Annotated in this window: 26 protein-coding genes; 14 read left to right on the top strand and 12 right to left on the bottom strand. The window is 74.6% G+C overall.

Annotated elements, in window-relative coordinates; all coding sequences use genetic code 11:
- The first annotated feature begins 89 nt into the window (after positions 1 to 89).
- Genes RAN62_RS05435 through RAN62_RS05425 form a run of 3 tightly spaced genes read left to right on the top strand, consistent with a single transcriptional unit; the run spans position 90 to position 2,706 of the window.
- Complete coding sequence (locus RAN62_RS05435; protein ID WP_305783348.1) at positions 90 to 1,103, top strand: ABC transporter substrate-binding protein; 1,014 nt, start codon at positions 90 to 92, stop codon at positions 1,101 to 1,103.
- Positions 1,100 to 1,891 (top strand): class I SAM-dependent methyltransferase, encoded by a 792-nt coding sequence (locus RAN62_RS05430; RefSeq protein WP_305783347.1) that lies wholly within the window; start codon positions 1,100 to 1,102, stop codon positions 1,889 to 1,891. Before RAN62_RS05435 ends, RAN62_RS05430 begins: the two co-directional genes overlap by 4 nt.
- Positions 1,888 to 2,706 carry an ABC transporter permease gene (locus RAN62_RS05425; RefSeq protein WP_305783346.1) on the top strand — a complete coding sequence of 273 codons (819 nt, stop codon included), beginning with the start codon at positions 1,888 to 1,890 and terminating at the stop codon, positions 2,704 to 2,706. Before RAN62_RS05430 ends, RAN62_RS05425 begins: the two co-directional genes overlap by 4 nt.
- Here the strand turns inward: RAN62_RS05425 and RAN62_RS05420 are convergent.
- Positions 2,696 to 3,337, bottom strand: a complete 642-nt coding sequence (locus RAN62_RS05420; protein WP_305783345.1) for a GNAT family N-acetyltransferase — start codon at positions 3,335 to 3,337, stop codon at positions 2,696 to 2,698. The two genes, RAN62_RS05425 and RAN62_RS05420, sit on opposite strands and share 11 nt — an antisense overlap.
- A gap of 104 nt (positions 3,338 to 3,441) precedes the next feature.
- On the opposite strand from RAN62_RS05420, the gene RAN62_RS05415 reads away from it, so the two are divergent.
- A complete protein-coding gene (locus tag RAN62_RS05415) occupies positions 3,442 to 3,576 on the top strand; it encodes a hypothetical protein (RefSeq protein WP_305783344.1) in 135 nt (44 codons plus the stop codon).
- A gap of 6 nt (positions 3,577 to 3,582) precedes the next feature.
- Here RAN62_RS05415 and RAN62_RS05410 read toward each other — a convergent pair whose 3' ends face one another.
- Genes RAN62_RS05410 through RAN62_RS05390 form a run of 5 tightly spaced genes read right to left on the bottom strand, consistent with a single transcriptional unit; the run spans position 3,583 to position 9,267 of the window.
- A complete protein-coding gene (locus RAN62_RS05410; protein WP_305783343.1) occupies positions 3,583 to 3,942 on the bottom strand; it encodes a GntR family transcriptional regulator in 360 nt (119 codons plus the stop codon).
- An 11-nt stretch (positions 3,943 to 3,953) separates the two neighbouring features.
- A complete protein-coding gene (locus tag RAN62_RS05405; protein WP_305783342.1) occupies positions 3,954 to 5,321 on the bottom strand; it encodes an MFS transporter in 1,368 nt (455 codons plus the stop codon).
- Positions 5,322 to 5,337: 16 nt separating this feature from the next.
- Positions 5,338 to 5,895, bottom strand: coding sequence for a hypothetical protein (locus RAN62_RS05400; RefSeq protein ID WP_305783341.1), 558 nt, complete (start codon positions 5,893 to 5,895; stop codon positions 5,338 to 5,340).
- Entirely contained in the window at positions 5,892 to 7,745 is a 1,854-nt protein-coding gene (locus RAN62_RS05395) for a dynamin family protein (protein WP_305783340.1), read from the bottom strand. The genes RAN62_RS05400 and RAN62_RS05395 overlap by 4 nt, the downstream gene beginning before the upstream one ends.
- A 28-nt stretch (positions 7,746 to 7,773) precedes the next feature.
- Positions 7,774 to 9,267, bottom strand: a complete 1,494-nt coding sequence (locus RAN62_RS05390; protein ID WP_305783339.1) for a dynamin family protein — start codon at positions 9,265 to 9,267, stop codon at positions 7,774 to 7,776.
- 200 nt (positions 9,268 to 9,467) lie between these two features.
- On the opposite strand from RAN62_RS05390, the gene RAN62_RS05385 reads away from it, so the two are divergent.
- Genes RAN62_RS05385 through RAN62_RS05370 form a run of 4 tightly spaced genes read left to right on the top strand, consistent with a single transcriptional unit; the run spans position 9,468 to position 13,487 of the window.
- Positions 9,468 to 11,939, top strand: a complete 2,472-nt coding sequence (locus RAN62_RS05385) for a LuxR C-terminal-related transcriptional regulator (protein WP_305783338.1) — start codon at positions 9,468 to 9,470, stop codon at positions 11,937 to 11,939.
- A complete protein-coding gene (locus tag RAN62_RS05380; RefSeq protein ID WP_305783337.1) occupies positions 11,936 to 12,517 on the top strand; it encodes a LuxR family transcriptional regulator in 582 nt (193 codons plus the stop codon). Before RAN62_RS05385 ends, RAN62_RS05380 begins: the two co-directional genes overlap by 4 nt.
- Positions 12,514 to 13,092 carry a class I SAM-dependent methyltransferase gene (locus tag RAN62_RS05375; protein WP_305783336.1) on the top strand — a complete coding sequence of 193 codons (579 nt, stop codon included), beginning with the start codon at positions 12,514 to 12,516 and terminating at the stop codon, positions 13,090 to 13,092. Before RAN62_RS05380 ends, RAN62_RS05375 begins: the two co-directional genes overlap by 4 nt.
- Before the next feature lie 44 nt (positions 13,093 to 13,136).
- Entirely contained in the window at positions 13,137 to 13,487 is a 351-nt protein-coding gene (locus RAN62_RS05370) for a DUF6204 family protein (protein WP_305783335.1), read from the top strand.
- 81 nt (positions 13,488 to 13,568) lie between these two features.
- On the opposite strand, the gene RAN62_RS05365 is transcribed toward RAN62_RS05370, so the two are convergent.
- Complete coding sequence (locus RAN62_RS05365) at positions 13,569 to 14,039, bottom strand: heme-degrading domain-containing protein (protein ID WP_305783334.1); 471 nt, start codon at positions 14,037 to 14,039, stop codon at positions 13,569 to 13,571.
- Between the two features lie 130 nt (positions 14,040 to 14,169).
- Here RAN62_RS05365 and RAN62_RS05360 point away from each other — a divergent pair, with 130 nt between their 5' ends.
- Complete coding sequence (locus RAN62_RS05360) at positions 14,170 to 14,964, top strand: endonuclease/exonuclease/phosphatase family protein (protein ID WP_305783333.1); 795 nt, start codon at positions 14,170 to 14,172, stop codon at positions 14,962 to 14,964.
- On the opposite strand, the gene RAN62_RS05355 is transcribed toward RAN62_RS05360, so the two are convergent.
- The gene (locus RAN62_RS05355; RefSeq protein WP_305783332.1) at positions 14,946 to 15,434 is read right to left on the bottom strand and encodes a GNAT family N-acetyltransferase; all 489 of its coding nucleotides are present in this window, start codon (positions 15,432 to 15,434) and stop codon (positions 14,946 to 14,948) included. The two genes, RAN62_RS05360 and RAN62_RS05355, sit on opposite strands and share 19 nt — an antisense overlap.
- An 81-nt stretch (positions 15,435 to 15,515) precedes the next feature.
- Between RAN62_RS05355 and RAN62_RS05350 the strand changes: the two genes are divergently transcribed.
- The 3 genes from RAN62_RS05350 to RAN62_RS05340 all read left to right on the top strand — a co-directional run bounded on the left by RAN62_RS05350 (position 15,516) and on the right by RAN62_RS05340 (position 17,270).
- On the top strand, positions 15,516 to 15,944 hold the full coding sequence (locus RAN62_RS05350) for a MarR family winged helix-turn-helix transcriptional regulator (RefSeq protein ID WP_305783331.1): 429 nt from the start codon (positions 15,516 to 15,518) through the stop codon (positions 15,942 to 15,944).
- Positions 15,945 to 15,960: 16 nt separating this feature from the next.
- A complete protein-coding gene (locus RAN62_RS05345; protein WP_305783704.1) occupies positions 15,961 to 16,380 on the top strand; it encodes an organic hydroperoxide resistance protein in 420 nt (139 codons plus the stop codon).
- A gap of 68 nt (positions 16,381 to 16,448) precedes the next feature.
- Positions 16,449 to 17,270, top strand: coding sequence for an alpha/beta fold hydrolase (locus tag RAN62_RS05340; RefSeq protein ID WP_305783330.1), 822 nt, complete (start codon positions 16,449 to 16,451; stop codon positions 17,268 to 17,270).
- On the opposite strand, the gene RAN62_RS05335 is transcribed toward RAN62_RS05340, so the two are convergent.
- Entirely contained in the window at positions 17,267 to 18,220 is a 954-nt protein-coding gene (locus RAN62_RS05335; protein WP_305783329.1) for a tyrosine-type recombinase/integrase, read from the bottom strand. The genes RAN62_RS05340 and RAN62_RS05335 overlap by 4 nt on opposite strands.
- A 640-nt stretch (positions 18,221 to 18,860) precedes the next feature.
- Here RAN62_RS05335 and RAN62_RS05330 point away from each other — a divergent pair.
- Both RAN62_RS05330 and RAN62_RS05325 read left to right on the top strand, forming a co-directional pair.
- Positions 18,861 to 19,646 carry a hypothetical protein gene (locus tag RAN62_RS05330; protein ID WP_305783328.1) on the top strand — a complete coding sequence of 262 codons (786 nt, stop codon included), beginning with the start codon at positions 18,861 to 18,863 and terminating at the stop codon, positions 19,644 to 19,646.
- Between the two features lie 142 nt (positions 19,647 to 19,788).
- Positions 19,789 to 20,592, top strand: a complete 804-nt coding sequence (locus RAN62_RS05325; protein WP_305783703.1) for a lysophospholipid acyltransferase family protein — start codon at positions 19,789 to 19,791, stop codon at positions 20,590 to 20,592.
- Between the two features lie 409 nt (positions 20,593 to 21,001).
- On the opposite strand, the gene RAN62_RS05320 is transcribed toward RAN62_RS05325, so the two are convergent.
- The 3 genes from RAN62_RS05320 to RAN62_RS05310 all read right to left on the bottom strand — a co-directional run bounded on the left by RAN62_RS05320 (position 21,002) and on the right by RAN62_RS05310 (position 24,663).
- On the bottom strand, positions 21,002 to 22,192 hold the full coding sequence (locus tag RAN62_RS05320; protein ID WP_305783327.1) for a GNAT family N-acetyltransferase: 1,191 nt from the start codon (positions 22,190 to 22,192) through the stop codon (positions 21,002 to 21,004).
- Between the two features lie 132 nt (positions 22,193 to 22,324).
- A complete protein-coding gene (locus RAN62_RS05315; protein WP_305783326.1) occupies positions 22,325 to 23,974 on the bottom strand; it encodes an LTA synthase family protein in 1,650 nt (549 codons plus the stop codon).
- A gap of 152 nt (positions 23,975 to 24,126) precedes the next feature.
- Positions 24,127 to 24,663: a hypothetical protein gene (locus RAN62_RS05310; protein WP_305783325.1), complete on the bottom strand. Its 537-nt coding sequence runs from the start codon at positions 24,661 to 24,663 to the stop codon at positions 24,127 to 24,129.
- Positions 24,664 to 24,670 lie beyond the last annotated feature (7 nt).

Raw genomic sequence — 24,670 nt, 5'->3', positions numbered from 1 at the left:
GGGGCCGTGTCGGATACGGGACTCCACAGTGGGCGTTTGATCGGTAGACTTCGATGTCTGGATCTTGCCGACTCGCACGGGAGGCCCTCATGGGCCGGGCACGCACCTTCCTGCTGATCCTCGTCCTCGCGCTGAGCGTGAGCGCCTGCGGCGACACCGACGACGACCCCGGCACCGCGGCATCGGCCGGCGGCGCCACGAAGATCACCTACCTGACCGCGTTCGGTGCCGCCGGGCGCGACGCCTTCGCCTGGATCGCCCAGGAGAAGGGCTACTTCGCCGACGCGGGACTCGACGTCGACATCAAGCTCGGCGCCGCCACCGGGGAGAACCTCAAGACCCTCGCCGCCGGGCAGGCCGACTTCATCGACCTCGACCTGGTCGGCGGGATCATCCTGGCCGGGCAGGACAAGTACCGCGACTTCCGGGCCTTCGCGATCCTGCACCAGCGCACCCTGGTGTCGATCATCGCTCCGCAGGGCGGGCCGATCCGCACGCCGAAGGACCTCGCCGGCAAGACGCTCGGCGCGGCCACCGGGTCGGTCAACCAGCTGCTCTTCCCCGCGTACGCGAAAGCCGCCGGCCTCGACCCGAAGACCGTGAGCTGGGTCAACGCCGCACCCCCGCAGGTCCCGGCGCTGCTGGCCGCCGGGCGGGTGGACGCGCTCAGCACGTTCCTCATCGGGCGCCCCGGCATCGAGAAGGCCGCCGGCAAGCCCATGACCGTCCTGCCCTACGGCGACCTGCTGCCCGACCTCTACGGCAACGCGCTGATCACCACCGCCCAGCGCGCCGCGCAGGAACCGGAGCTGGTCAAGCGGTTCCGCGACGCCGCCCTCAAGGGCCTGGAGTACGCCACCGCGCACCCCGACGAGGCCGCCGAGCTGGTGCACCGGCGCAACCCGGCCTCCGCCGTCGCCGCCGCCAAGGGCGAGGTGACCCTCATGGCCCCCTACACGACCCCGCCGGCCGGGCAGCCGCTCGGCGCGATGGACAAGCAGCGCGTCACCCGCACCATCGAGGTCCTGGTGCAGGGCGGGCTGTTCCCCGCCGGGCTGACCGCCGAGCAGGTCGCCGACTTCAGCCTGGCGCCGGGCGCATGAGCGCGGCGCCGGGCACCTACGCGTTCGACAACGACGACCCGGAGGCCACCGACCGGCACCGGCACCTGGCGGACATGTTCGACGAGGTGACCACCGCCCGGCTGGCCGCGCTGGGCGACCTGAGCGGGCGGCGCTGCCTCGAGCTGGGCGCCGGCGGCGGCAGCATCGCCGCGTGGCTGGCCGCCCGCGGCGCCGCCGTGCTGGCCACCGACCTCAACGTGCGGCACCTGCGCGGCGACGCCGGCTACCGGGTGCTGCGCCACGACCTGGTCACCGAGGCGCTGCCCGGCGGCGGCTGGGACCTCGTGCACGCCCGGTTCCTGCTCACCCACCTGCCGCAGCGTGAGGAGATCCTGCCCCGGCTCGCCGCCGCCCTGGCCCCCGGCGGGGTGCTGCTGCTGGAGGAGTTCGCCACCGGCAGCTACCGCGACGCCGTCCTCGCCGCGCCCACTGTGGCCGACAAGCAGGCCTACGACCGCTACTACGCCGCGCTGATCGACACCGTGCTGCCGGCGCTGGGCAACGACCCGTACTGGGCGCTGCGCGTGCACGCCGCGATGCTCGAGGCCGGGCTCACCGGGGTCGACACGCTGGTGCACGCCCGGTCGTGGCCCGGCGGCACGGCCGGGGCGCTGCTCAACGCGGTCAACATCGCCCAGCAGCGGGCCGGGCTGCGCGCCGCCGGGCTCGGCGACGCCGACCTCGACCGGGTCGCCGCCCTCATGCACGACCCGCGCGTGGTCGTGCGCGGGCACGTCGTGCACTCGGTGCTCGGCCGGCGGCCATGACCACCCTCAAGGACCCGCCCGTCGAACGGGACCGGGTGGCGGCCCCCGAGGCGGCCGGCACCCGATGGGCGGACCTGCTCTCCCCGGCTTTGGCCGCCGTGGCCGTGGTCGCCGTCTGGTGGGGGGCCACCGAGGCGCTGAGCATCCGGGCGTTCTTCCTGCCCTCACCACCGGACATCGTCGCCGCCTACCGGCGCGAGCCCGGCTACCTGACGACCTCGCTGGGCTGGACCCTGCTCGAGACGGTGGCCGGGTTCGCGATCGCCGCCGTCGCCGGGATCCTGCTCGCCGTCACGCTCACCACGTGGCGAGCCGTCGAACGGGCCCTGCTGCCGCTGCTGGTCGCCCTCAACGCCGTACCCAAGGTCGCCATCGCCCCGCTGCTGGTGGTCTGGCTCGGCTTCGGCGCCCAGCCCAAGATCGTCCTGGTGGTGCTGATCTCGTTCTTCCCCGTCGTGCTCGCCTCCGCCGCCGGGCTCACCGCCACCCCGGTCGAACTGACCGAACTGTCGCGCTCGCTCGCGGCGTCACGCTGGCAGACGTACGTGCGGGTGCGCCTGCCCTGGGCCCTGCCCCAGATCTTCGTCGGCCTGAAAGTCGCGGTGTCCCTGTCGGTCATCGGCGCGGTCGTCGCCGAGATCAACAATCCGGACGTGGGCCTGGGCTCGGTGATCGCCCTGTCCAGCACCTCGGCCGACACGCCCCTCGCGTTCGCGGCGATCGTGCTGCTGGCGCTGCTCAGCGTCGCCTTGTTCTACCTGATCGCCGCGGTCGAACGCCTCGTGCTGCCCTGGGCGCGCGCGATCACGGGATGAACCACGACCGGCACGCGTCCAGGCCGGTGACGGCCGCGGCGGGGCGGGGACGGGACCGCCACCCGGCGGCGGTCAGGCGCAGCCGGTCGGAGACCAGCGCCTCGCCCTGGCGGGCGTCGACGGAGATGCCATCACGCTCATAGCCGAGTTTGCGCGACACGGCCTGCGAGGCGTGGTTGTCGCGGAAGACCTCGGAACGGGCCGCGGTGGCGCCGAGGTGGTCGAAGGCCAGGGTGAGCAGCCCGGCGCGGGCCTCGGTGCCGAAACCCTTCCCCTGGTACGCCAGGCCGAGCCACGACCACGTCGTCACCTCGCGCACCACGGCGAAGTCGCGGGCGCCCAGGTTGACCAGGCCCAGCGGCTGATCGTCGTGGAACACCCCCAGCCGCAGCCCCCACGCGTCCGCACGCCACGAGGCCAGGGCGTGCCAGTGGCCTTGCAGCACCGCGCGGGCCCGGTCGGCGGGGGTGCCGTCGGTCCACGGGGTCAGGAACGGGCGTTCGTGCGGGTGGTGCACGCCGGCGCCGGCCAGCTCGGCGAGCGCGGCCAGCTCCTGCTCGCGGGGCAGCCGCAACTGCAGCCGCTCGGTGGTGACGGTCAGGCCGAACAGCGGCCACAGGTCGGTGAGCATGTCAGCGGCCCCGCATGGGGTCGAGGTCGTCCTGATCCTCGTACGCGGTCATGGCCGGCAGTATTGCGGCCCGCGACGCCCGGGCGCGAGCGCATAATCCGGGGATGATCAAGCGCATCGTGACGTACGGAACGCTGGGCCCGCTGCTCGTGCTCCTGCTGCTGTGGGCGCACCACAACACCGAGCGGTTCGAGCACCGCACCGACCAGACCGTCTGCCGCATCCGGCAGGGCTGCTGAGCCGTTTCAGCTCCGGTCGAGGGCGGCGCGGACCAGGTCGAGGGCGGCGTCGGGGGTCAGGCCGAGGGCTCGGGTGCTCCGGGCGTACTCGTCGGCGGCGGTGCGGGCCGCGGCCGGGACCCCGGCGGCAGCGGCGGTGACCACCGTGCCCGCGCGGCCGTGGGTCTCGACCAGGCCGGCCTGCTCGAGCTCGCGGTAGGCGCGGGCGACCGTGTTGACAGCCAGCCCGAGCGTGGCGGCGAGCCGGCGCACCGGCGGCAGGCGGCTGCCCGCGGCCAGGTGCCCGGTGGCGGCGAGTTCGGCGATGCGCAGGCGGACCTGCTCGTACGGGGGCACGGCCGAACCGGCGTCGATGCTGATGTCCATGGCAGGTCCCGTCAGGTCAGCGTGGGCGGGGTGTTCCCGGCGGCCACGATCGCCCGGCGCAGCGGGACCGCTGCCAGCAGGATGCCACCGGCGACGAAGAACACCACCAGCGACACGAGCCCGATGCGGTAGCTGTTGGTCAGCTGGTACACCAGGCCGAACGCCAGCGGGCCGAGCCAGCTGGTGCCCTTGTCGCTGATCTCGTAGAAGCCGTAGTACTCGCCCTCACGCCCGGCCGGGATCAGCTGCGCGTACATGGAGCGGCTCAGCGCCTGGCTGCCGCCCATGACCAGCCCGATCGCGGCGCCCAGGGCCATGAAGGGCAGCGCGGCCCGCTCGGGCAGCCAGAACGCGGCGAGGATGACGCCCAGCCAGGCGGCCAGGGCCAGCAGCACGGTCCGCTTCGCGCCGATGCGCCCGGCGAGCGCGCCGAGCAGCAGGGCGCCGGCGAAGGCGAGGAACTGCACGATGAGGATCGTGACGATCAGCACCGACTGGCCCAGGTGCAGCTCCTCGGTGCCGTACTGGCTGGCCAGGCTGATGACGGTCTGGATGCCGTCGTTGTAGACCAGGAACGCGGCGAGGAAGAACAAGGTCAGCGGGTACGCCCGCAGCCCGCGCAGGGTGTGCCCGAGCTGGCGGAACCCGTCGGTCAGCACGTTGCCGCGCTGCTGCTCCAGCGCGGCCGGCGGGTGCTCGCGCAGGGCACGCAGCGGGACGAGGGTGAACAGCGCCCACCACACGCCGGCCGACACGATGCTCCAGCGGGCCAGGTCCAGGGTGCGCTGGTCGTCGCCGTCGACGCTGAACAGGGTGACGGCGAGAAGGTTCAACGCCAGCAGCAGCCCGCCGCCCAGGTAGCCCAGGGCCCAGCCGCGGCTGGACACCTTGTCGCGTTCGTCGGGGCCGGCCAGGCGGGGCAGGAACGAGTTGTAGACGACCACCGACGCGCCCAGGGCCACGTTGGAGATCACCAGCAGGATGCCGCCCAGCAGGTAGCGCTCGCCGGTGACGAACGCGAACGCCACGGTGGCGGCGGCGCCGGTGAAGGCGGTGGCGGCCAGCAGCGGCTTGCGCCGGGGCGTGCGGTCGGCGATCGCGCCCATGACCGGCAGCACCAGCACGGTCAGCAGCACCGACAGCGACACCATGTACGGGAAGAAGGAGCCCGCGGCGATGCTGAGCCCCAGCGGGTGGACCCGGCCGGTGCACTCGTCGGCGCCGAGCGCGCAGCCGGCGGCCTGCTCGGTGACGGTGGTCAGGAACGGGCCGAGGAACACCGTCACCACGGTGGTGGAGTAGGCGGAGCAGGCCCAGTCGTAGAAGTACCAGCCGGTGCGCTCGCGGCGGGTGCTGTGCGGCTGCGTGGGGGCGGTCACCGCGGCATGATCCCATTCACGCCTCGGGGTGCCACCAGCGGGCCAGTGCCGCGGCGGCGGGGTCCTCGGACTGGGTGAGGGCGGCCCACGGGTCGGCGGCCGGGGGCAGCTCCTCGGCGGCGTACTCGGCCAGCTCGTGCGCGGCGACCGGGGCCGGCGCGGCGTCGATGGGGGTGACGGTGCCGAGGCTGCCGGTGTCGATCCACGGCCAGCCGTCGACGGGCTCGGGCAGCGCGCCGACGTCGACCAGCGGCGGGAACACCGTCTCGCCGGCGTCGGGGTCGGCGGTGGCGTCGGGGTCGGCGCCGACCGGGCCGAGGCTGTGCGCGCCGGTGACGTCGACGATGTCGTGGTGGATCTCCGGCTCGGGTGCCGGCTCCTCCCACGCGCCGGGATCGTGGTGCTCGACCGGGGTGAGGTCGTGCTCGGGCAGCTCGTAGGCGTCGTCGTAGCCCGCGTCGTGCTCCAGGTGCCCGGGGTCGTCGGCGGCCGGGTCCGGGTCGTGGTGGATCGCGAAGCCGTCGTCGCCGCCGTCGTCGGGGTCGAAGTGCGCCCAGCCGTGTTCGTCGCTCATCTCATCTCCTGGGGGATCGGGGCGGACGCGGGCGCCAGTGCGCGGGCCCGGGTGAGGACGTCGTCGGCCTGCCGGGCCTTGTCGCGCAGCCGCTGCAGCTCGGCGGTGGCCGCGGCGCGGCGCTTCTGCCGGCCGGCGGCGTCGGTGGCGGCGGCCGCGTCGATCTCGGCGATGTGCGCGTCGAGGTCGCGCAGCCGGCGCTCGACCGCGTCGTCGACGGCGACACCGAGGGCGTACTGCAGGTCGGTGAAGCGGAAGGAAATCTCGTCGGTCAGCGCGGCCCGGGCCTCGGCGAGCACGTCACGCAGCCAGGTGCGGGCCTGCTGCCGGTCGGTCTGCACCCGGCGGCGGTAGAGCACGTAGCCGCCGGCGGCCAGGCCGAGCCCGAGCCCGGCGACGGGGATGAGCAGCCCGCCGAACACGGCGCCGCCCACCCCGGCGACCGAGGCGCCGAACAGCACCCCGCGCCCGGCCATGACGGCGATCCCGCCGGCGGACAGGGCGATGAGCATGTTATCGCCGGAGCCGTCGCGCGGGGCGCGGGTGTCCAGGCTGTGCCGCAGGGTGGCGTTGAGCCGGGTGAGCAGCCCGTCGAGCTCGCCGGCGTCGAACACCTGCGCGAGGACCCGCTCGCCGATCTGGCGGAACGTGTCGCGCAGGTCCTCGGAGGCGGTGACGGCCAGGGCGTGCAGCTCGGTGTCGAGCTCGTCGGGCAGGGCGGCCAGCTCGGCGCCGCGCCGCGACTCGATGCGCCCGGCGAAGTCCTGCTGCAGGGCACTGATGCGGGTGCGCAGCTGCCCGACGGCCTCGACCCGGGCGCGCTGGGTCTCGGTGTTGAGCAGCAGCGCCCACTGCCGCGACTCGGTGCGCTTGCGGGCGGCCAGGGCGCTGCGCTCGGCGCGGGCGCGGGCGGTGCCGGCCGGGTCGGCCTCGGCGGCGTCGACCCGGGAGCGGGCGGCCTGCTCGAGGCGGCCCAGCTCGGCGCGGGCGGCGCGCAGCACGTTGGCCAGCTGCAGCTGGTGGCCGTGCCCGGCCAGCTCGACCAGGGCGTGCTGCAGGGCGGCGATGTGTGACGCCTCCACCAGGGGCGCCTGCTCGGCCGGCGGCAGGCTCAGGGCCTGCTCGGCGAGGCGGGCCGACACCGGGAACCACGGCGCGGCGGCGAAGCGGGGGGCGTGGGCGCGCAGCAGGGCCCGGTTGTCCTCGGCGATGCGCCGCCAGCCCGGATAGGCGTCGACCTTGCTCAGGGCGAAGACCACCAGGTCGACGCGTTCCCCGGCGCGGGCCAGGAACTGCAGCTCGGGCTGCGACAGCGGCGCCGACGCGTCGGCCACGAACAGCAGGGCCGTGGCACGCTCGACCGCGTCGAGGGCGACGGCGGTGTGCGCCGGGTCCAGGCCGCCGACGCCGGGGGTGTCGAGCAGGGTCACGTACTGCAGCAGGGGTGCGGGGTGGGTGACCTCGATGCGGCGGGGGCCGCGCCCGTCGGCGGGCAGCGCCCGGCCGGTCGCCCACGCGGCCAGCTGCCGCGCGTCCAGCTCGACCGGGTCGCCGCCGCCCGGCACGTACGCCCGGGCGCCGAGCGCGGGCCCGGGGGAGAAGTGCAGGTAGGTGGCGGTGGCCACGGCGGCGTCGACCGGGGACAGGCCAGGCACGCCGAGCAGGGCGTTGACCAGGCTGCTCTTGCCGCGTTTGGTCTCGCCGACGACCACGACCGACGGGCGGGTCAGCCGGCGGCGGCGCAGCTCGGCCAGCTCGGCGCCGGCGTCGGGGTCGTGCGTGCGCACGAAGGCCAGGACGTCGTCGACCGTGCGGGTCAGGGCGCTCTGCAGATCGCGGGGTGCGGTCATCGGGCCGTCTCCTGGCGTGTCGGCCGGTTCATCGGGCCGCCGCCTGGGCCAGCAGGTGGAAGCCGCGCTGGGCGACCTGGGCGATCCGGGACTGGGCGGGGCCGGCGCCGGCGACGGCGTAGACGCGCCACCGGTTGGCGGCCTCGACGGCGGCGGTGTGCAGCTCGGCCGGGCCCGCCTCGGGCAGGCGCAGGATCCAGCGGGCGTCGTCGGAGGTGGCCAGGCGCATCAGCTCGGTCTCCCACTGCTCGGGCAGGCGCACGGTGCCGGTGGCCACGCGCTGCGCGGCCTCCAGCAGCCGCAGCCGATGGTAGGCGGGCTCGCGCAGCAGCTTCTCGACCAGGTCGCGCAGCTCGTCGCGGTCGCGGCGGTCGCCGGCGTGCCCGGCGACGCGTTCGAGGCGGGCCAGGGCCCAGCCGGCCTTGATCGCGTCGGCGCGCCAGCGCAGCACGTCACGCACGGTGGCCTGCAGGCGCGGGAACCCGGCGGCCGGGACGAGCCGGCGCACCAGCTCGCCGCCGCTGAGGCCGGGCTCGGCGGCCAGCTGGGCCAGGCAGTAGCCGATGCCGTAGAGGTCGAGCAGGCTCAGCAGCCGTTCGCGCTGAGCGGCGCCGACCGGGGCGGGCCGGCTGCGGAACAGGTCGACCGAGGCGAGCAGCACCCGCAGCTGCGCGGCGTCGAGGGTGGCGAGCTCGCGCAGCGCGGCGACGTCGGCGGCGGTGAGGCGGCCGGTCTGGGCGGTCTCGGCCAGCAGGCCGACCACGGGGACCACCTCCGACACGGTACGGGCCAGCAGCCGCGCCTGCTCGGCGGCCAGTGGCCCGGCCACCGGCCACGGGTCGCCGGCCCCGGCGACCAGGGTGTCGACCTTGCCGAACACGCCGAGCGCGTTGATCGGGCTGGACGCCAGCCGGGCGGAGGACTGCCGGAACGCGTCCAGGGCGCGTACGTCGTCGGCCCGCACCGCCTGGGTGAACACGTAGACCACGGCCTCGGCCGCGGCGACCTCGGCGGAGGAGTCGGCGTCGATGTCGCTGCCGAACGGGCTGTGCGCGATCGCCGCGGACGCGCGCGCCGACACCTGCTCGTCGGCCGAGGACAGGCCCGGGGTGTCCACCACGGTCAGGTCGCGCAGCTGCTCACTGGTCAGGGACACGTCCAGGTACGCGATCCGGGCCCCCGGCACGCCGAGGCGTTGCGGGAGCATGCCGTCCTCGCCCAGCGGCAGGCTCGTGCGGGTGCCGTCGCGCAGCACCACATCGACCCGGTCGGCGCTGCCGTAGCGGAAGCGCGTGACGATCCGGGTGCACTCCCCGGCGGCCGTCGGGGCCACCCGCCGCCCGATCAACGCGTTGACGAGTGTCGACTTTCCGGCTTTCAACCGGCCCGCGACGGCCACCCGCAACGGCTCCGACAACCGCCGATGGACGTATCGCACCTGTTCACCGGCCTGCGGGCCGACCCGGGCGAGGGCGTCGTCACACAGCGTCGCGACCCGGGCGGTCAGGGGACCGACGGTCATGACTCGTCAGCCGAGCACACATTCGGCGAGAATGTGTCCACTGCGGCCGTCGTACCGGACAAGGGCGCTCCTCTTCCCGTTCGCGGGCAGACCGGATCGCCCGCCGCAGGGAGAAGACTACGGACCCGGGTGCTCGCGCGACTCCCGTGTTCGTGCCAGAGCCGGACGCCGCTGGGGGCTGCGGCGGAATGGGGGCGTGTGTGGCACAGCGGGACCTGGCCGGTCTGGCAGCGGCACACCTGCGCCGACCCGGGCTCGTCGTGCTCACCGGCGCGCCCGGCGCCGGGCGCAGCACGCTGCTGCAGGCGATCGCCGGCGCCGCCGCCGGGCCGGTGTTCGCCGGCGGCGGCCTGGCCATGCTCGCCACCGTGCCCGCCCTGGCGCTGTCGCGGGCGGTGAAGGCCCGCCTGCCCGCCCACGACGTGCCGCTGCTGGCCGAGGCCGTGCGCTCGCGGGTGCGCGGCGGGCTGCTGGTGCTCGACGACCTGCAGCACGCCGACCCGGCCACCCTGGCCGCCCTGCCGCACCTGGCCGCCCACGTCCGCGTCGTCGCCGCCCTGCGCACCCCGCACCGGCTTCCCGGCGCCACCGTCGAGGCGCTGCGCGCGGCCGCCACCGCCTGGCTCGACGTGCCCGCCCTCACCCCCGGCGAGGCGACCGCCCTGGCCCGGCGCACCGCGGCGCACCTGGGCGACGCCGAGCTGGCCGCGGTCACCGCCCGCGCCGGCGGCAACCCCCTCGCCGTGGTCGCCCTGGCCCGCGACGCCGGCACCGGCCGCGGCGCCGCCCCCGCCGGCGACATCGACCAGGTGGCCTACGCGATCGCGACCGCCCTGGCCGACCTGCCCCGCGCCGCCCGCACCGCCCTGGCCGCGCTCGGGCTGCTCGGCCGGCCCGCCCCCGAGGCCCTGCTCGGAGCGGGCGCCGCCGTGCTGCGCGAGGCCGGGCTGGTCACCGACGCCGGCGACGGCCTCGTGCCCGTGTCGGCCTACATCGCCGAGACCGCCGCCGGGCTGCTCGACGGCGACTCCCGGCTCGAGCTGCACAAGGCCCTCGCCACCCTGACCACCGGCTTCGAGGCCGCCCGGCACCTGGCCGCCGCCGGCGACACCGACGGCGCCTACCGGGCCGCCCTGGCCGCCGCCGACCGCGCCGGCGGCACCGAGCGCGGCGAGCTGCTGCTGTTCGCCTGCGAGCTGCCCGGCGTACGCCCGGACCCGCGGGTGCGCCTCGCCGCCGCCGACGCGCTGCTGGCCGCCGGCCGTCCCCACGCCGCCGCCCGCGTGCTCACCACCCCCGCACCGCTCGGGGTCGAGGCCGACGTGCTGCGCGGCGAGGCCCTGCTGCAGGCCGGCGACCCCGCCGGGGCCCGCGACGCCGTGCGGCCGGTGCCCGACGCGGCCGCCGCCGGGGTCGCCGCCGCCCGCGACCGCATCCTGCTGCTCGCCGACCTGGCCACCGACCCGGCCCTGGCCCTGGACACCGCGGAGAAGATCGCCGCCCGGCACGGCAGCCCGCCACCCGGGGTGGCCGCCGCGCTCGCCGCCGTCCGCGCCGCCCACCGGGTGCCCGGCTGGGAATCCGCCCTCACCGCCGCAGCCGGTGCGGCCGACCCGCTGACCGGGCGGTGGAGTGCCTGGCTGCTCGTGGAACATCTGCTCGCCGACGCCCGCCCGGCCGAGGCCGCCGCCGTGGCGCGCACCGCCGCGTCGGCCGCCGGCGAGGCCCTCGCGTACAGCTGGCAGACCCGCTTCCTGGCCGTCGCCGACTGGGCCGAGCTGCTGCACGCCTCCGCCCCCGACGACGTGGTGCGGCGCAGCGGCAACCTGAGCGACCGGTCCCTGCCCGACGACGCCCGCGGCTACGCCCTGGCCGCCACCGCCCTGGCCGAGGCCGACACCGGGCTGCTCGCCGCCGCCCGCGCCCGGCTCGCCGGCGCCACCACCCATCCCGCCGCCGCCTGGGTGGCCCGCGAGGCCGCCTGGCTCGACGGGCAACCCGACCGGGCCGCCGACCCCGGCCCGGCCCCCGGAGCGGGACTGCTCGCCGGGCTCGGGGAGATCACCTCGTACTGGGCCGCCTACGACGCCGGGACACCCGCCCCCGCCGCCGCCGCCGCGAGCCTGCCCCCGGCCGCCGCCGGCACCGTCACCGCCTGGGCCACCGGCACCGGCTTCACCGCCGCCGCCGACACCTGGGACGGCAGCGTCCTGCGCGAACGCATCCGCTGCCTGCTGGCCGCCGGCCTGCTCGACACCGACCCCCAGCGGGCCGTCGACGCGCTGCTGGCCGCCGAGCAGCTCGCCGACACCGCCGGGCTGGTCGTGCTGGCCGGCCGGGCCCGCCGCGGGCTGCGCCGCCACCACATCCAGCGCGACCGGCGCAGCCCCCGCTCCGGCAGCAGCCTCACCCGCCGCGAACTCGACGTGCTGCGCCTGGTCGCCGCCGGGGAACCCACCCGCCGCATCGCCGGGCAGCTGGGCATCTCCACCGAGACGGTCGACACGCACATCCGCGCCGGGATGCGTAAGCTCGGCGCCCGCACCCGCACCGAGGCCGCCGCCCTGGCCCTCACCCAGCTCGACCCGGCCCCGGCCGCGCCGGGCCGGGCCCGCCCATCCGGAGACGCCGAGGTCCCCGCCGCCCGAGACGACCGTGAGGATCGCCGGTGAACCGACAGACTGACGCCCCCCGCCACGTCGTGTCCACCACCTCCGACGCCGACACCGTCCTGCGCCGCTACGCCCGCGACGGCTGGACCCTGCGCGAGGGCTTCGCCCTGCCCGACCCGGCCTGGGACGTCACCGGCGACCGCCTGGTCCTGCACGGGCGCATCGGCGACCACGACACCCTGCAGCTGGCCATGCTCGCCGCCGCCCGCGGCGCCGGCATCGTCGCCGTCTGCGACACCACCACCCCCGTCGGCCGGGCCCTGGTCGACGACCTCAGCCGGCTCGGCCCGGTCCACACCGGCACCACCGCCCCGCCCGCACCCCCGGCCACCCCCCTGCACGACGGCGACACCCCCGTCGTCCCGCTGGTCGCCGAGCAACGCGCCCTGCTCGACCGCCTCGCCGCCGGCGACACCATCGCCGCCGCCGCGGCCGCCGAGTTCCTGTCCCTGCGCACCGCCAACCGGCGCATCGCCGAGGCCCGCGCCCTGTTCGGGGTGCGCACCACCCGCGAAGCCGTCCTGGCCTACCTGCGCCAGCGCGGCCCCGGCAGCCTGCCCACCGGCGGGCCCACATGACCGCGGCAGGCCACGACTTCGACCAGCTCCACCGCAGCGGCCAGGCGCCGTGGGAGATCGGCGGCCCGCAACCGGCCCTCGCCGCGCTGCTCGACAACACCGTCCGCGGACCCCGCGTCCTGGACCTCGGCTGCGGCACCGGCGAGCTCGCGATCGCCCTGGCCCGCCACGGCCACCAGGTCACCGGCATCGACATCTCACCCGTGGCCGTCGAGGCCGCCCGCGCCAAGGCCACCGGGCTCAGCGCCCGGTTCGAGGTGGGCGACGCCACCCGCATCGACCTGCCCGCCTTCGACACGGTCATCGACTGCGGGCTGCTGCACAACCTCGCCCGCACGGACGACACCGCGGCCCGCGACTACGTGGCCCGGCTGCCGCAGCTGACCGTCCCCGGCGGACTGCTGCTCGTGCTGGCCGTCGCCGCCGACGCGGGCCGGGGCTGGGGACTCACCCCGAAATATCTGCAGCGCTGTGCCGCCGCACCGTGGTGGGCCGGCGCCCGGGTGCAGCCCGCCGAGGTCGTCGCCCGCGACCTCACCATGCCCGGGCTGCTGCTGCACGCCACACGCACCTGAAATCGGTGGCCCCGGCGCCCCCGCGGGCCCTAGCGTGAGCCCACATGAGCAGCCGCACGATCCGAGTCACCGTCAAGGGCGCCTTCGACGCGCTCACCGCCGAGCAGCGCACCGCCCTGCTCGCCGACGCCGACAAGCACCAGGTGACCGACGCCGCCTTCACCGAGCACGGCACCATCACCTACGACATCGCGGCGCGGCCGTTCTTCACCTTCCGCTACGCGGGGACCGCCGCCGACGAGGAGGGCATCCCGGCCGTCACCGCCGCCGCGCGGGCCGCCGCGGTGACGTGGCTCGAGGCGCGCGGGTACGCGTACAAGAACCTCACCACCCAGACCACCGACCTGTCCGAGGTGCCGCTGGGCAAACGCGGCCGGCGCCTGGCTGCCGGCTGAGCCGCCTTTTCGCTGCCGCCTTTTGCCGCCGCCTTTTGCCGCCGCCCGGGCGTTCAGCTTTCGCTGCCGCCCGGCGGCGGCTCAGCTCTCGCTGAGAAAACTCTCGATCGCCTCGACGACCAGCGCGTGGTCGTCGGCCTGGGGGAGACCCGACACGGTCACCACGCCGACGACCCCCACCCCCTCCACGCGTACGGGGAAGGCGCCCCCGTGCGCGGCGAAGTCGGCCGGATCCACGCCGTACTTCGCGTCGAGCTGCTCGCCCTTGGCCGCCAGCCGCCGCCCCACCAGGTAGGACGACGCCGCGAAGCGCTCCACCACCCGCACCTTGCGCGCGATCCAATGGTCGTTGTCGGCGGTGCTGCCCGGCAGCGCGGCGTGGAACAGCTGCTGCGGGCCCCGCCGGATGTCCACCGCGATCGCCAGGTCCCGGCCCGTGGCCAGATCCACCAGCAGGCTGCCCAGATGCCAGGCGTCCGCGTTGTCGAACCGGCGGAACGTCAGCCGCCGCTCCTGCTCCTCGAGCCGCGCGACGAGATCATCTTCAGTCATGAGAACTTTATAGACCACGCCGGCGCCGCAACCAGATCCCCGCGGCACCGATCATCGTCAACACGCTCAGCAGACAGCACACAGCCTTGAACACGAGCCCTCCTCCTCCCACGGCGCTAAGGTCATTGCCGTGCGCCTGGGTACCTTCAATCTCCTGCACGGCCGCTCGCTGTCCGACGGCGTCGTCCACGCCGAGCGTATCGCCGCCGCCGTCGCCGACCTCGACGCGGACGTCCTCGGGCTGCAGGAGGTCGACCGCGCCCAGCCCCGCAGCGGCCTGCTCGACCTGACCGCCATCGCCGCCGACGCCCTGGGCGCCCCCGCCCACCGCTTCGCCGCCGCCGTGGTCGGCACGCCGGGGGAGACCTGGAAACCCTGGCACTCCGAGGACGACAACCTCAACCCCCTCTACGGCATCGCCCTGGTCAGCCGCTGGCCCGTGCTGCGCTGGCAGATCACCCAGCTGCCCGGCGCCCCGATCCGCTCACCCGTCTGGGTCCCCGACCGCAAGCTGCTGCTGCTCAAGGACGAGCCCCGCGTCATGATCGCCGCCGTCATCGACTCCCCGGCCGGGCCCATGACCGTCGCCAACACCCACCTGTCGTTCGTCCCCGGCTGGAACCTGCGCCAGCTGCGCCACGCCGTCCGCGCCCTGCGCGCCCTGCCCGCCCCGCGCGTGCTGCTCGGCGACCTCAACATGCCCGTCGGACCCGTCCGCGCCTTCACCGGCTGGCGCGCCCTGGCCAAGGCCAGCCCCACCTATCCCAGCCCCGCGCCCAAGGCCCAGCTCGACCACATCCTCGCCGACCCGCGCGGCGGCGACGCCCTGGGCACCGTCCTGCAGGTACGCACCCCGGCCGTCGACGTCTCCGACCACCGGCCCCTGGTCGTGCACCTCGGCCAGGCTCACACCCTCAACTCGTAGAGGGTCTCCAGCCCGTCCTCCTCGTCCCACTGCTCGCCCACCCGCTCGAACCCGAACGGCGCGACGGTCGCGAGGGAGGCGGCGTTGTCCGGGGAGATGCTCGCGCGCACGATGCGTACGCGGGAATCGCCGGAAGCCCGGCGGATCAGCTCGCCCAGCATCGCCCGGCCCAGCCCGCGCCGCCGGAAAGCCGGATCGGTCGTGTAGCCCACCTCGACGCGCCCCTCGGCGTCCGGCGGCCCATGGAAGCCCGCGTGCCCGACCACCTGCCCGCCCTCGACCGCCGCCCGCGCCACCCACTCGCCGGCCGCCGGATCCTGCTCGACCTGCTCGGCGCGGATCGCCCACAGCCACGACTCACTCATCAGCCAGGGGGACAGCGGGCAGCCCGCCGCCGCGCTCGCTTTCACCAGATCACCGTCGATCATCGCCCGCATCGCCGGAACGGGCAGCACCACGAAACTCACCACGGCACGATCCTAGATGTGCCCGCAACCACATTGTGCGCAACTCAATTGTGCCCAATTAAATTGGGCACTACTGTTCTCGGCATGCGTGAGACCACCGGCCTCGACGGCATGATCTGCTTCGAGCTCTACGCCGCCTCCCGGGCCATGACCGCCCTCTACCGGCCCGCCCTCGACGCCGAAGACCTCACCTACCCCCAGTTCCTCGCCCTGCGCGTCATCGCCGAGCACGGCACCCTCACCGTCGGCGCCCTCGGCAAGATCCTCGGCCTCGACAGCGGCACCCTCTCACCCCTGCTGCGCCGCCTCGACCAGCGCGGCCTCACCCTGCGCGGCCGCGGCGAGAGCGACCAGCGCAAGGTCTGGACCGAGCTCAGCCCCAAAGGCATGCTCCTCGCCGACCGCCTCGCCGACCTCCCCACCCGCCTCGGCTGCACCCTCGACCTCACCCCGGACGAATTCACCACCCTGCACACCCTGCTCGGCAAACTGCGCACCAGCGCCACCACCTGAGGAGAACACCATGGCCATCACGCCCGCCTACACCGCCTCCGCCACCGCCACCGGCGACGGCCGCGCAGGACACAGCCGCTCCAGCGACGGCGTCCTCGACCTCGACCTGTCCGTCCCCAAGGAGATGGGCGGACCCGGCGGCGCCCACACCAACCCCGAGCAGCTCTTCGCCGCCGGCTACGCCGCCTGCTTCCACGGCGCCCTCAAGGCCGTCGCCCGCTCCCGCAAGATCGAGCTCACCGACACCGCCATCACCGTCGACGTCGGCATCGGCGACAACGGCCAGGGCGGCTTCGGCCTCGTCGTCGCCATCGAGGCCGAGCTCCCCAGCGTCGACGAAGCCACCGCCCGCGACCTGCTCGACGCCGCCCACCACGTCTGCCCCTACAGCAACGCCACCCGCGGCAACATCGACGTCACCCTCACCCTCGCCTGAGCACCAATTCCTTTCCCGGCCCTGATCAACATTCGTTTCCCCTGATCAGAGCCGGGAAAGGAACACCCATGCCCACCCTGAGCGTGACCAACGACGTCGAACTCCACTACGAAGACTTCGGCACCGGCGACCCCGTCGTCCTCATCCACGGCTGGCCCCTCTCCGGCCGCAGCTGGGAGAACCAGGTCCCCGCCCTCATCGCCGACGGCAAACGCGTCATCACCTACGACCGCCGCGGCTTCGGCCAGAGCAGCCAGCCCTGGGACGGCTACGACTACGACACCTTCGCCGCCGACCTCGACGCCCTCCTGCAGCATCTCGACCTCACCGGCGTCACCCTCGTCGGCTTCTCCATGGGCGGGGGAGAGGTCGCCCGCTACCTCGGCACCTACGGCACCACCCGCATCAGCCGCGCCGTCTTCGCCGCCGCCGTCCCGCCCTACCTCTACTCCAGCGACGACAACCCCGACGGCGCCCTCGACGACGACACCGTCAAACAGTTCCAGGAAGGCATCACCGCCGACCGCATCGCCTTCGTCGACGGCTTCGCCGAGAACTTCTTCAAGGCCGGCCGGTCGTCGAAAGTCAGCGACTCCCAGGTCCGCTACGCCCAGGAACTCGCCCACCTCGCCAGCCCCAAGGGCACCCTCGACTGCGTCGCCGCCTTCGCCCTCACCGACTTCCGCGGCGACCTCGCCAAGATCACCATCCCCACCCTGGTCATCCACGGCGACAGCGACGCCGTCGTCCCCCTCGAGAACAGCGGCAAACGCACCGCCGACACCATCCCCGGCGCCCAGCTCGTCGTCATCAAGGACGGACCCCACGGCATCAACGCCAGCCACCCCGTCGAGTTCAACGAAGCCCTGCTCGCCTTCCTCAACAACTAGAGCAGTTTCCCCAGCGCGCGGTTCGTACGGTTCGCCTGTACGGCCGCGCGCTGCTGCGCCGCCGTCACCTCGATGTAGCCCTGCGACGTCGACAACGACGCATGCCCCAGCAACCGCATGATCTCCGACGCGTTCGCCCCGTCCTCCGCCAGCCGCGTCGCAAACGTATGACGCAACGCATGCAACTGCGCACCCCGCGGCACCCGATCGTTGACCCCCGCCCGCCGGTAACACGACTGCACCAGATACTGCAGCCCACCCCGGCGCAGGGGAGCACCCTGACGATCCACCAGCAAAGCATCATCCGGGCGTACGCGCCCGAACCGCACCTGCCGCGACCGCAAGTAACGCTCCACCACCGCATCCAGCTCCGGCTCCACCGGCACCGCACGCGGCCGCCCGCCCTTGCCCGCCACCTCCAGCCGCCGCTCACCGGCGCGCCCCAGCACCGAGCCCGCCCGCAGCGCCAGCATCTCCGACAGCCGCAGCCCCGCACACAACGCCAGCGCCAGCACCGCCACGTCGCGCTCCGGCCACGGGTCACGCTGCCGCTCGTCCGCCCGGTTCACCGCTTCGAGCAGCTGCTCAGGGGTGTCCTCACCGCGCAACGGCTTGGGGGAGGGCTGCAGGAAACGCGGCTTGCCCACCGCCGGCATCGGATTGCCCGCCACGATGCCCTCGGTCACCAGGAAGCCGAAGAACGAGTTCCAGCTCGACCACGCGCGCGAGACGGAGGAGGGGGCCCGGCCCGCCGCGAAACCGGCAAAAGCCGCCCGGAGCGCGCGCGGGGAGAGGTTGCTCAGCGTTACGACGCCGTCCGGGTCCAGGTGGGTGAGCACGGCCTGCAGATCCCTGCGGTACGCCATGAGGGTGTGCTCGGACGGCTTGCGCACCGCTCGGGCGGCCAGGAACTCCTCGACCAGCTCGCGGACATCGCTTTTGTCATGCATAAGGGATATTATGCAGCATTTGCCCGGGTCGGGCGAGGGGTGTGCGTGGTCGGGGATCGTGGCCGGTCTCGACTGGTCTTCGGGGTGCTTCCTCGGCTTTCCGTGTCGCCTTGCACGCCGGCTCCTGCTTTCGGCGGGTGCTGACGTTGTCTTGCCGCGCCGTTGTGTGGTTCTGGGGCTCTGGGCCGATCTGGAGGCTCTTGGCGCTCGGGGTGGATCTTGGCTTGAGCGTGCTCGTTTCTGGTCGCTCCTCGGCGGCGCGTGCCCTTTCCCGTGCTCGGGGAGCCTTCTGAGCGCATTACTTGACATAATGTAGATTATCGACCAGACGGAAGTGGTCGGATTTGCCCCGCCCGCCAGCCCCTCAGCCCGCGCCGCGGCTGGCGCCCGTCCTCGCTCCTCCTTCCCTGCGCCTCGCTGTTCCTCGCTTGCTGCCGAGATGCCAGTCGCCGCCGTGGCCACCGAGGCGCGGCCCGGGGTCCGGCTCGTCTGTCCGGTGTGGTCTGCGGCAGGATCTTCGTCATGCCGGGGCCGTGTCATCTGTCATGAGAACGGCGCGACGCCGGTGGGTCGGGGCATTTTTGTCGGGGCCTGCTGGTAGAACTGACGGCGTTGGAACACGTGTTCGAGAGGGGTGGAGATGGCAGCGGCGGGCACTGAGGTGCGGGGTCTGGGCGTCGACGAGCTGGCGGCGATCAAGGAGCAGCTGGCGGCCGGGCGCAAGCCGCGGGTGATGTTCACCGAGGCGGCGGGCCAGATCGCGGGTCAGATCGGGCAGGTGGTGGGGCTGACGGATCCGGCCGAGTCGGACGAGTGGGTGGTGGTGCGGTTCGGCAAGGACGAGTTGCCGTTCGCGCCGGCCGATCTGCGGGTGCCGCCGAAGGGCGGGGTGAAGAAAGTGGCTGCTCCCCCGGCGCCCGAGGTGCCGGCCCGGGTGGAGCCGGAGTTCGTGCTGGACTCCCCTCCCCCTGTGAAGGCTGCCCCGCCGAGGCCCGCCCCGGCCGACGGCCGCGCGACGGGCGCAACGGGTGCGACCGGCGGGGCGACGGGCTCGGCCGGTGGGTCGGGTGGGGCGGCGGGGTCGACGGGTGCGGCCGGTGGGCAGGTGGCGCCCGCGCCGCGCAAGGCTCCGGGCAAGACGGCGAAGCCGAAGCCTCCGCCCGGGCTGACGGTGACTCTCGCCTACACCGACGGTGAGTGGACGGTGGCGGCCAACCAGGGTGCGAAGGCGCTGGCGAAGCCCTATGTGATCAGGCCGGCCGAGGCGATGCGCATGGTGGCGCTGGTGGACGTGCCCGGGGTGCAGGAGGCGGTGGAGCAGATCGTGGCGGCGGAGCGGGCGGAGGCGGAGCAGCAGGCGGAGAAGTTGCGGGCGGAGCTGGCGGAGATCGAGGCGCGGTTGCAGGAGTTGCGCGACGCCGGGTGACGGCTCTCCCCCGCCGGTGCGGGCCGGCGACCCGATCGTGCGCAGACAGTGCGTCGTGAAGATCACCGTGCGGCCCGGGCCGTGGACCGGTGGGCATGATCGGGCGTGTCATCATGGCGGGTCCTGGGAGACGGGCGGGCCGATGGAGACGCTGGTGGGGACGCTGGAAAGCACGCGGTGGCGGGTGCCGGTGGTGTGGCGGTGGCTGCTGCTGGTGTCGCGGGTGATCGTGCCGTTGATCTGCCGGGTGCGGGTGTCGGGGTCGGTGCCGGAGGGGTTGCGGGGCGGGCCGGTGATTCTGGCGGCCAACCATGTGAGTCCGGTGGATCCGATTGTGATGACCTACGCGTGCAGCCGGGTGGGGATCGCGCCGCGGTTCATGGCGACGGCGGGGTTGTTCGATGCGCCGGTGGCCGGGTGGGCGATGCGGGCGGCGGGGCATCTGCGGGTGGATCGGCACACGGCACGGGTGGCGGAGGCGTTGCCGGCGGCGGGGGCGGCGTTGCGGGGCGGGGCGATGGTGCTGGTCTACCCGGAGGGGCGGATCGGGCTGGATCCGTGGATGTGGCCGGAGCGGGGCAAGACCGGGGTGGCCCGGATGGCGGCGATGTCGGGTGCGCCGGTGGTGCCGGTGGCGCAGTGGGGCGCCCATGCGGTGCTCCCCTACGACTCGCCGCGCCGCCTGGTGCGTTCGGTGCTGCGCGCGATGTGGCGCCGGCCGGTGGTGTGGGTGTGTTTCGGTGAGCCGGTGGACTTGTCGGGGCTCGAGGGGTCGGCGGGTGCGCGGGCGATGCGGGCGACGGACCGGATCGTGCAGGCGGTGACGGACACGCTGGTGCCGTTGCGGGGCGGGGAGCTGGAGCTGCCCCGGTTCGTCGACGGCACCCGCCCGGTGGACATCTCGCGGGTGCGGCGTCCCTCCCCCACGGCCACGCGCGACAACTGAACGTTCGACCCGACGGCCGCGCGCGACAGCTCGGCGTTCGACCCGACGGCCACGGAGCGACGACTCGGCGTTCGACCCGACGGCTGCGCCGGTGGTGGGTGAGCCGCGTTTCCTTGCAGCCCTCCCCCAAGCCGTTACCGGAGGACATGGCGTTCGGTCCGACGGCTGCGCCCGATGATTCGGCGTTCGAGTAGCCGACCACGGCCGGCCGCCATCCGCGGTCCGCGCACGGCCGGTCGGCCACTTGCGGTCCGCGCTCGAGCGGTCGCCTTGGCTGCTCGGGCCTCGTCATCGAGCGCGGCTCTGTCGAAGTCGTGATCTGCGCCTCTGCCGCGCTGGTAAGGCCGCCCCAGAGACGCTGTCGAGCGGCCGTACATGAGACGTGGTTGAGCAGCCGCTCGCGGGTGGGTCAGAAGTAGTCGTGCAGGGTCGGGGCGGGGCCGGCGGTGGCGGCGTGGAGGACAGCGTCGGTGGTGGGGTTGCCGCCGGTGAGGAAGCCGGCGCGGCGCAGCTGGTCGGGGGTGGTGGCGCCGGCGTACCAGGCGGCGAGGCCGCGTGGGGTGAGCTGGATGGCGCCGGTGCCGCCGGGGTCGAGGCGGGCGGTGCCGGCGGTGAGGGTGAGCCGGTGGGGGCCGTGGTGCCATGCGCAGACGTCGTCGACGAGGTCGAGGTCGAGCTCGGCGGTCAGGTGGGCGGGCCAGCCGCGGGCGGCGATCGCGGCGGGGGCGTCGATGATGCGCAGCATCCAGGGCTGGCTCGTGTGGGGGTGGGCGTCGGCGCGGGCGATCAGGGACCAGGCGGGGTCGGCGGGGCCGAGGCGCAGCAGGGTGGTCGGGGCGACGCTGGCCCAGGTGCCGAGCATGGCGAGCAGGGTGCGGGTGGCGGCGGCGGTGAGTCCGGTGAGGTCGTCGACGGTGAGGGTGCCGGTGGCGTCGTAGCCGGGGCCGCGGTCCCAGGTGGCGTAGCCGGTGAGGGTGCCGGTGGCGTCGGTGGCGACGGTGTAGCCGTGGTGGTCGGCGAGCTGCTTGGCGGGGTCGGTGTCGAAGGTGGGGCCGGTGCGGTCCATCATGCCGGTGCTGTCGCGGGCGATGCGGTGGTAGAGGTCGTGGACGGCGGGGAGGTCGGCTTCGGTGGCCGGGCGCAGGGTGGTGGTGGGGTCGGGGCGGACGGCGGCCAGGGTGCGGGTGGCGGCGCGGAAGTAGGTGAGGGCGCCGATCTCTTCCCAGCCGAGGGCCCGGTACGGGGCGGGGGTGGTGTCGAACAGGGTGCTGATGGCGGCGCCGCGGTCGCGGGCGTCGGCCAGCAGGTGGGTGAGGACGCGCCGGCCGTGGCCGTGGCCGCGCTGGTCGGGGGCGGTGGCGACGCCGGCGATGCCGGCGGCGGGGACGAGGCGGCCGCCGAACCAGTGGGCCTGGTCGCGGTCGAGGGCCTTGGCGACCAGGCGGCCGTGCGGGTCGAAGACGCCGTGCTGGCGGCGGCCGGGGCCGGTGGCGCTCCAGTCGTCGGGCATGGGTTGCTGGTGGTAGCCGAAGGTGAGGCTGCCGAGGTCCCATGCCTGCTGCTTGTCCTCCGGCCCGAGCGGCCGCACCTGGTAGGTCACCCCGAGCATCCTGCCAGCGTCGCCCGCGACACGCCCGGGCGCCGAGGAAACCGCGACACGCCCGAGGCCGAGGGAGACCGCGAAAGGCCGCGCAGAAGGCGCGGAAAGACCGGAGCGGGAGAAGGAGCAGGCTCAGCGGTGCGTGCCGGTGGGGCCGAAGGCGGTCAGGAACTTGTCGCGGAAGTCGTTCATGGGCCAGACGGGTGCGGCCGGGGCGGGTTGCAGGCCGTCGGTCCAGCCCCAGCCGGCGACGCGGTCGAGGACTGACTGGTCGTGGGTGATGATGCTGACGGGCACGTCGCGGCTGGCGTTGTCGCCGACGACGATCGGGGCGGGCTGGTGGTCGCCGTAGACGACGAGGACGAGGTTGTCGTTGCCGTAGGTGGTGACCCAGGAGACGAGGCTGTCGAGGGTGTAGACGATGGACTGGGAGTAGGCCTCGCGTACCTGGGCGGGGTCTTTCCAGACGTCGGTGGCGCTGCGGCCGGCGGCGTGCTGCTGGGTGTAGAGGGAGCCGTCGCCGAGTTTGTTCCAGTCTTCGAGGACGGGCTGGGGGGCCCAGGGGGTGTGGCTGGAGACGAAGGTGATCTCGGCGGCGAGGGGGCCGCGGCCGGGGACGGCGTACTCGCGGTCGGTGAAGGTCTTGAGGGTGAACTGGTCGGGTACGGGGGCCCAGCCGAAGACGGGGCCGGCGTAGCCGAGGGTGTGGGAGTCGTAGACCTGCTGGTAGCCGTAGAAGGAGCCTTCGGGCCAGGCGTAGGTGACGCCGGGTTCGACGCCGACGGTGCGCCAGGCGCCGGTCTTGGCGAGGGCGCCGGTGAGGGTGAGGCGGTCGCCGGAGACCAGGCCGCGGTAGCGCTGTTCGTTGTCGATCCAGACGCCGGACTGGAAGGTGGAGTGGGCGAGCCAGCTGCCGCCGCCGGCGGTCGGTGAGGTGAGGAAGCCGCTGCGGGCGGTGAAGCCGGCGGCCGTCAGTGACTTGGTGCCGGCGGACAGCGCGGTGGTGACGGGGCCGGAGAGGGTGGGGTCCTGCACGGCGGAGCGGCCGTAGCTCTCGACGACGGCGAAGACGACGTCCTTGCCGCGCAGGGCGGTGAGCAGGGAGGTGGGCGGGGTGGTCTGGTAGGCGTCGTCGTCGACTTCGCGGTCGAACTCGCGGCGGTCGCGCAGGGCGGCGGGGACGCTGAGGACGCTGTCGCGGGTGAGGGTGGCCATGCTGTCGGAGGCGACGTGGACGCCGGGGGCGAAGGAGGTGCCGGCCAGGGCGAGCAGGAGCCAGGCGACGGCGGCGGACGCGAGGCCGGCGCGGGCGGCGGTGCGGTGCCGCGCGGTCACGGTCGCGAGGCGCCTGACGGCGAGGACCGAGCCTGCGAGTACGCCCACCGCGAGCACGATCACGCCGGCGAGCGCGCCGATGAGCCCGCCGGGGCCGGACGAGTCGCGCACGAAACGGTAGCCGTCGGCGAACAGTGGCCAGTCGAGCACCGGGTCGAAGGCGCGGGACAGCACGGCGAAGAAGCCGATGTCGATGATTTTCAGGACGGTGAGCACGCCGAGCAGGGCGCCGAGCACCGTGGCGGTGACGGTGCGTGCCCGGCGGGGCAGGACGAGCAGGACCGTGAGCACCGCGATCGCCTCGATCGGCACTCGCACGACCGCCGGCCACCAGGGTGTTCCCGGGGGCATCCGGGTCACCTGATCAGGGACGACGAGTGCGAGGAACACGAGCAGGGCGGCGAGGGCGGTGGCGGCCCGGGCGGTGATGCGGCGCAGACGGGACAAGGTGGCGGCCTTCCGGACGTCGGGGACGGAGCGTAACCCCGGACGTGGAGTACACGCCTGTCGGCCCCGGCCGGTTCAGCGCCGGGTCCGGCCGGAGGGATGCGTCACAGCGGGTGCGCCCCGGGGCCGCCGGGAACAGGCGGCCGGTGGGCTCAGAGGTCGTCGCACCGGGAGCGGGCGGCGCGGACCTGGGTGGCGATGCCGTCGAGCTGCAGGCCGACGAGGGCCTGCTGGGCGCGCTGGGCCTCGGCGGCGAGGGCGCGGTAGCGGGCGTCGTCCTCGGCGGCGGCGACGGCCAAGGCGATGCCGGCCTGCAGGCGGGCGGTGTTGGCCTGGGTGAAGGTCTCCTGCTGCCAGGTGTCGGGCACCCGGTCGAAGATGTCGCAGGCGGCCCGGGCGTCGTTGTCGGCCGAGGGGGCGCTGCCGTCGGCGTCGAGGGCGGTGCCGAGCCAGACGGCGCCGACGACCAGGGCGCCGGCGAGGGCTCCGGCGGTGGCGGCGAGCAGCAGCGGGCTGAGTTTGCGGCGGGGCCGGGGCTCGGCCGGGTCGGTGACGGGGGTACCGAGGGGGCCCGCGGGTGCCACGACCGGGTCGGTGCCGGTGGCGGGCGCGCCGGCGGCGGGGGCAGGCCACGCCTGCTGCGGCGAGAAGAGCGGTGCGGGCTGCTCGGGCGGCTGCGGCGTCGTCATGGGCGAA

The sequence above is a fragment of the Symbioplanes lichenis genome, from assembly GCF_030709675.1.
Taxonomy (GTDB): domain Bacteria; phylum Actinomycetota; class Actinomycetes; order Mycobacteriales; family Micromonosporaceae; genus Actinoplanes; species Actinoplanes lichenis.
Note: the sequence above shows the minus strand (reverse complement) of the source record. Positions and strands in the feature narration are given on the sequence as shown.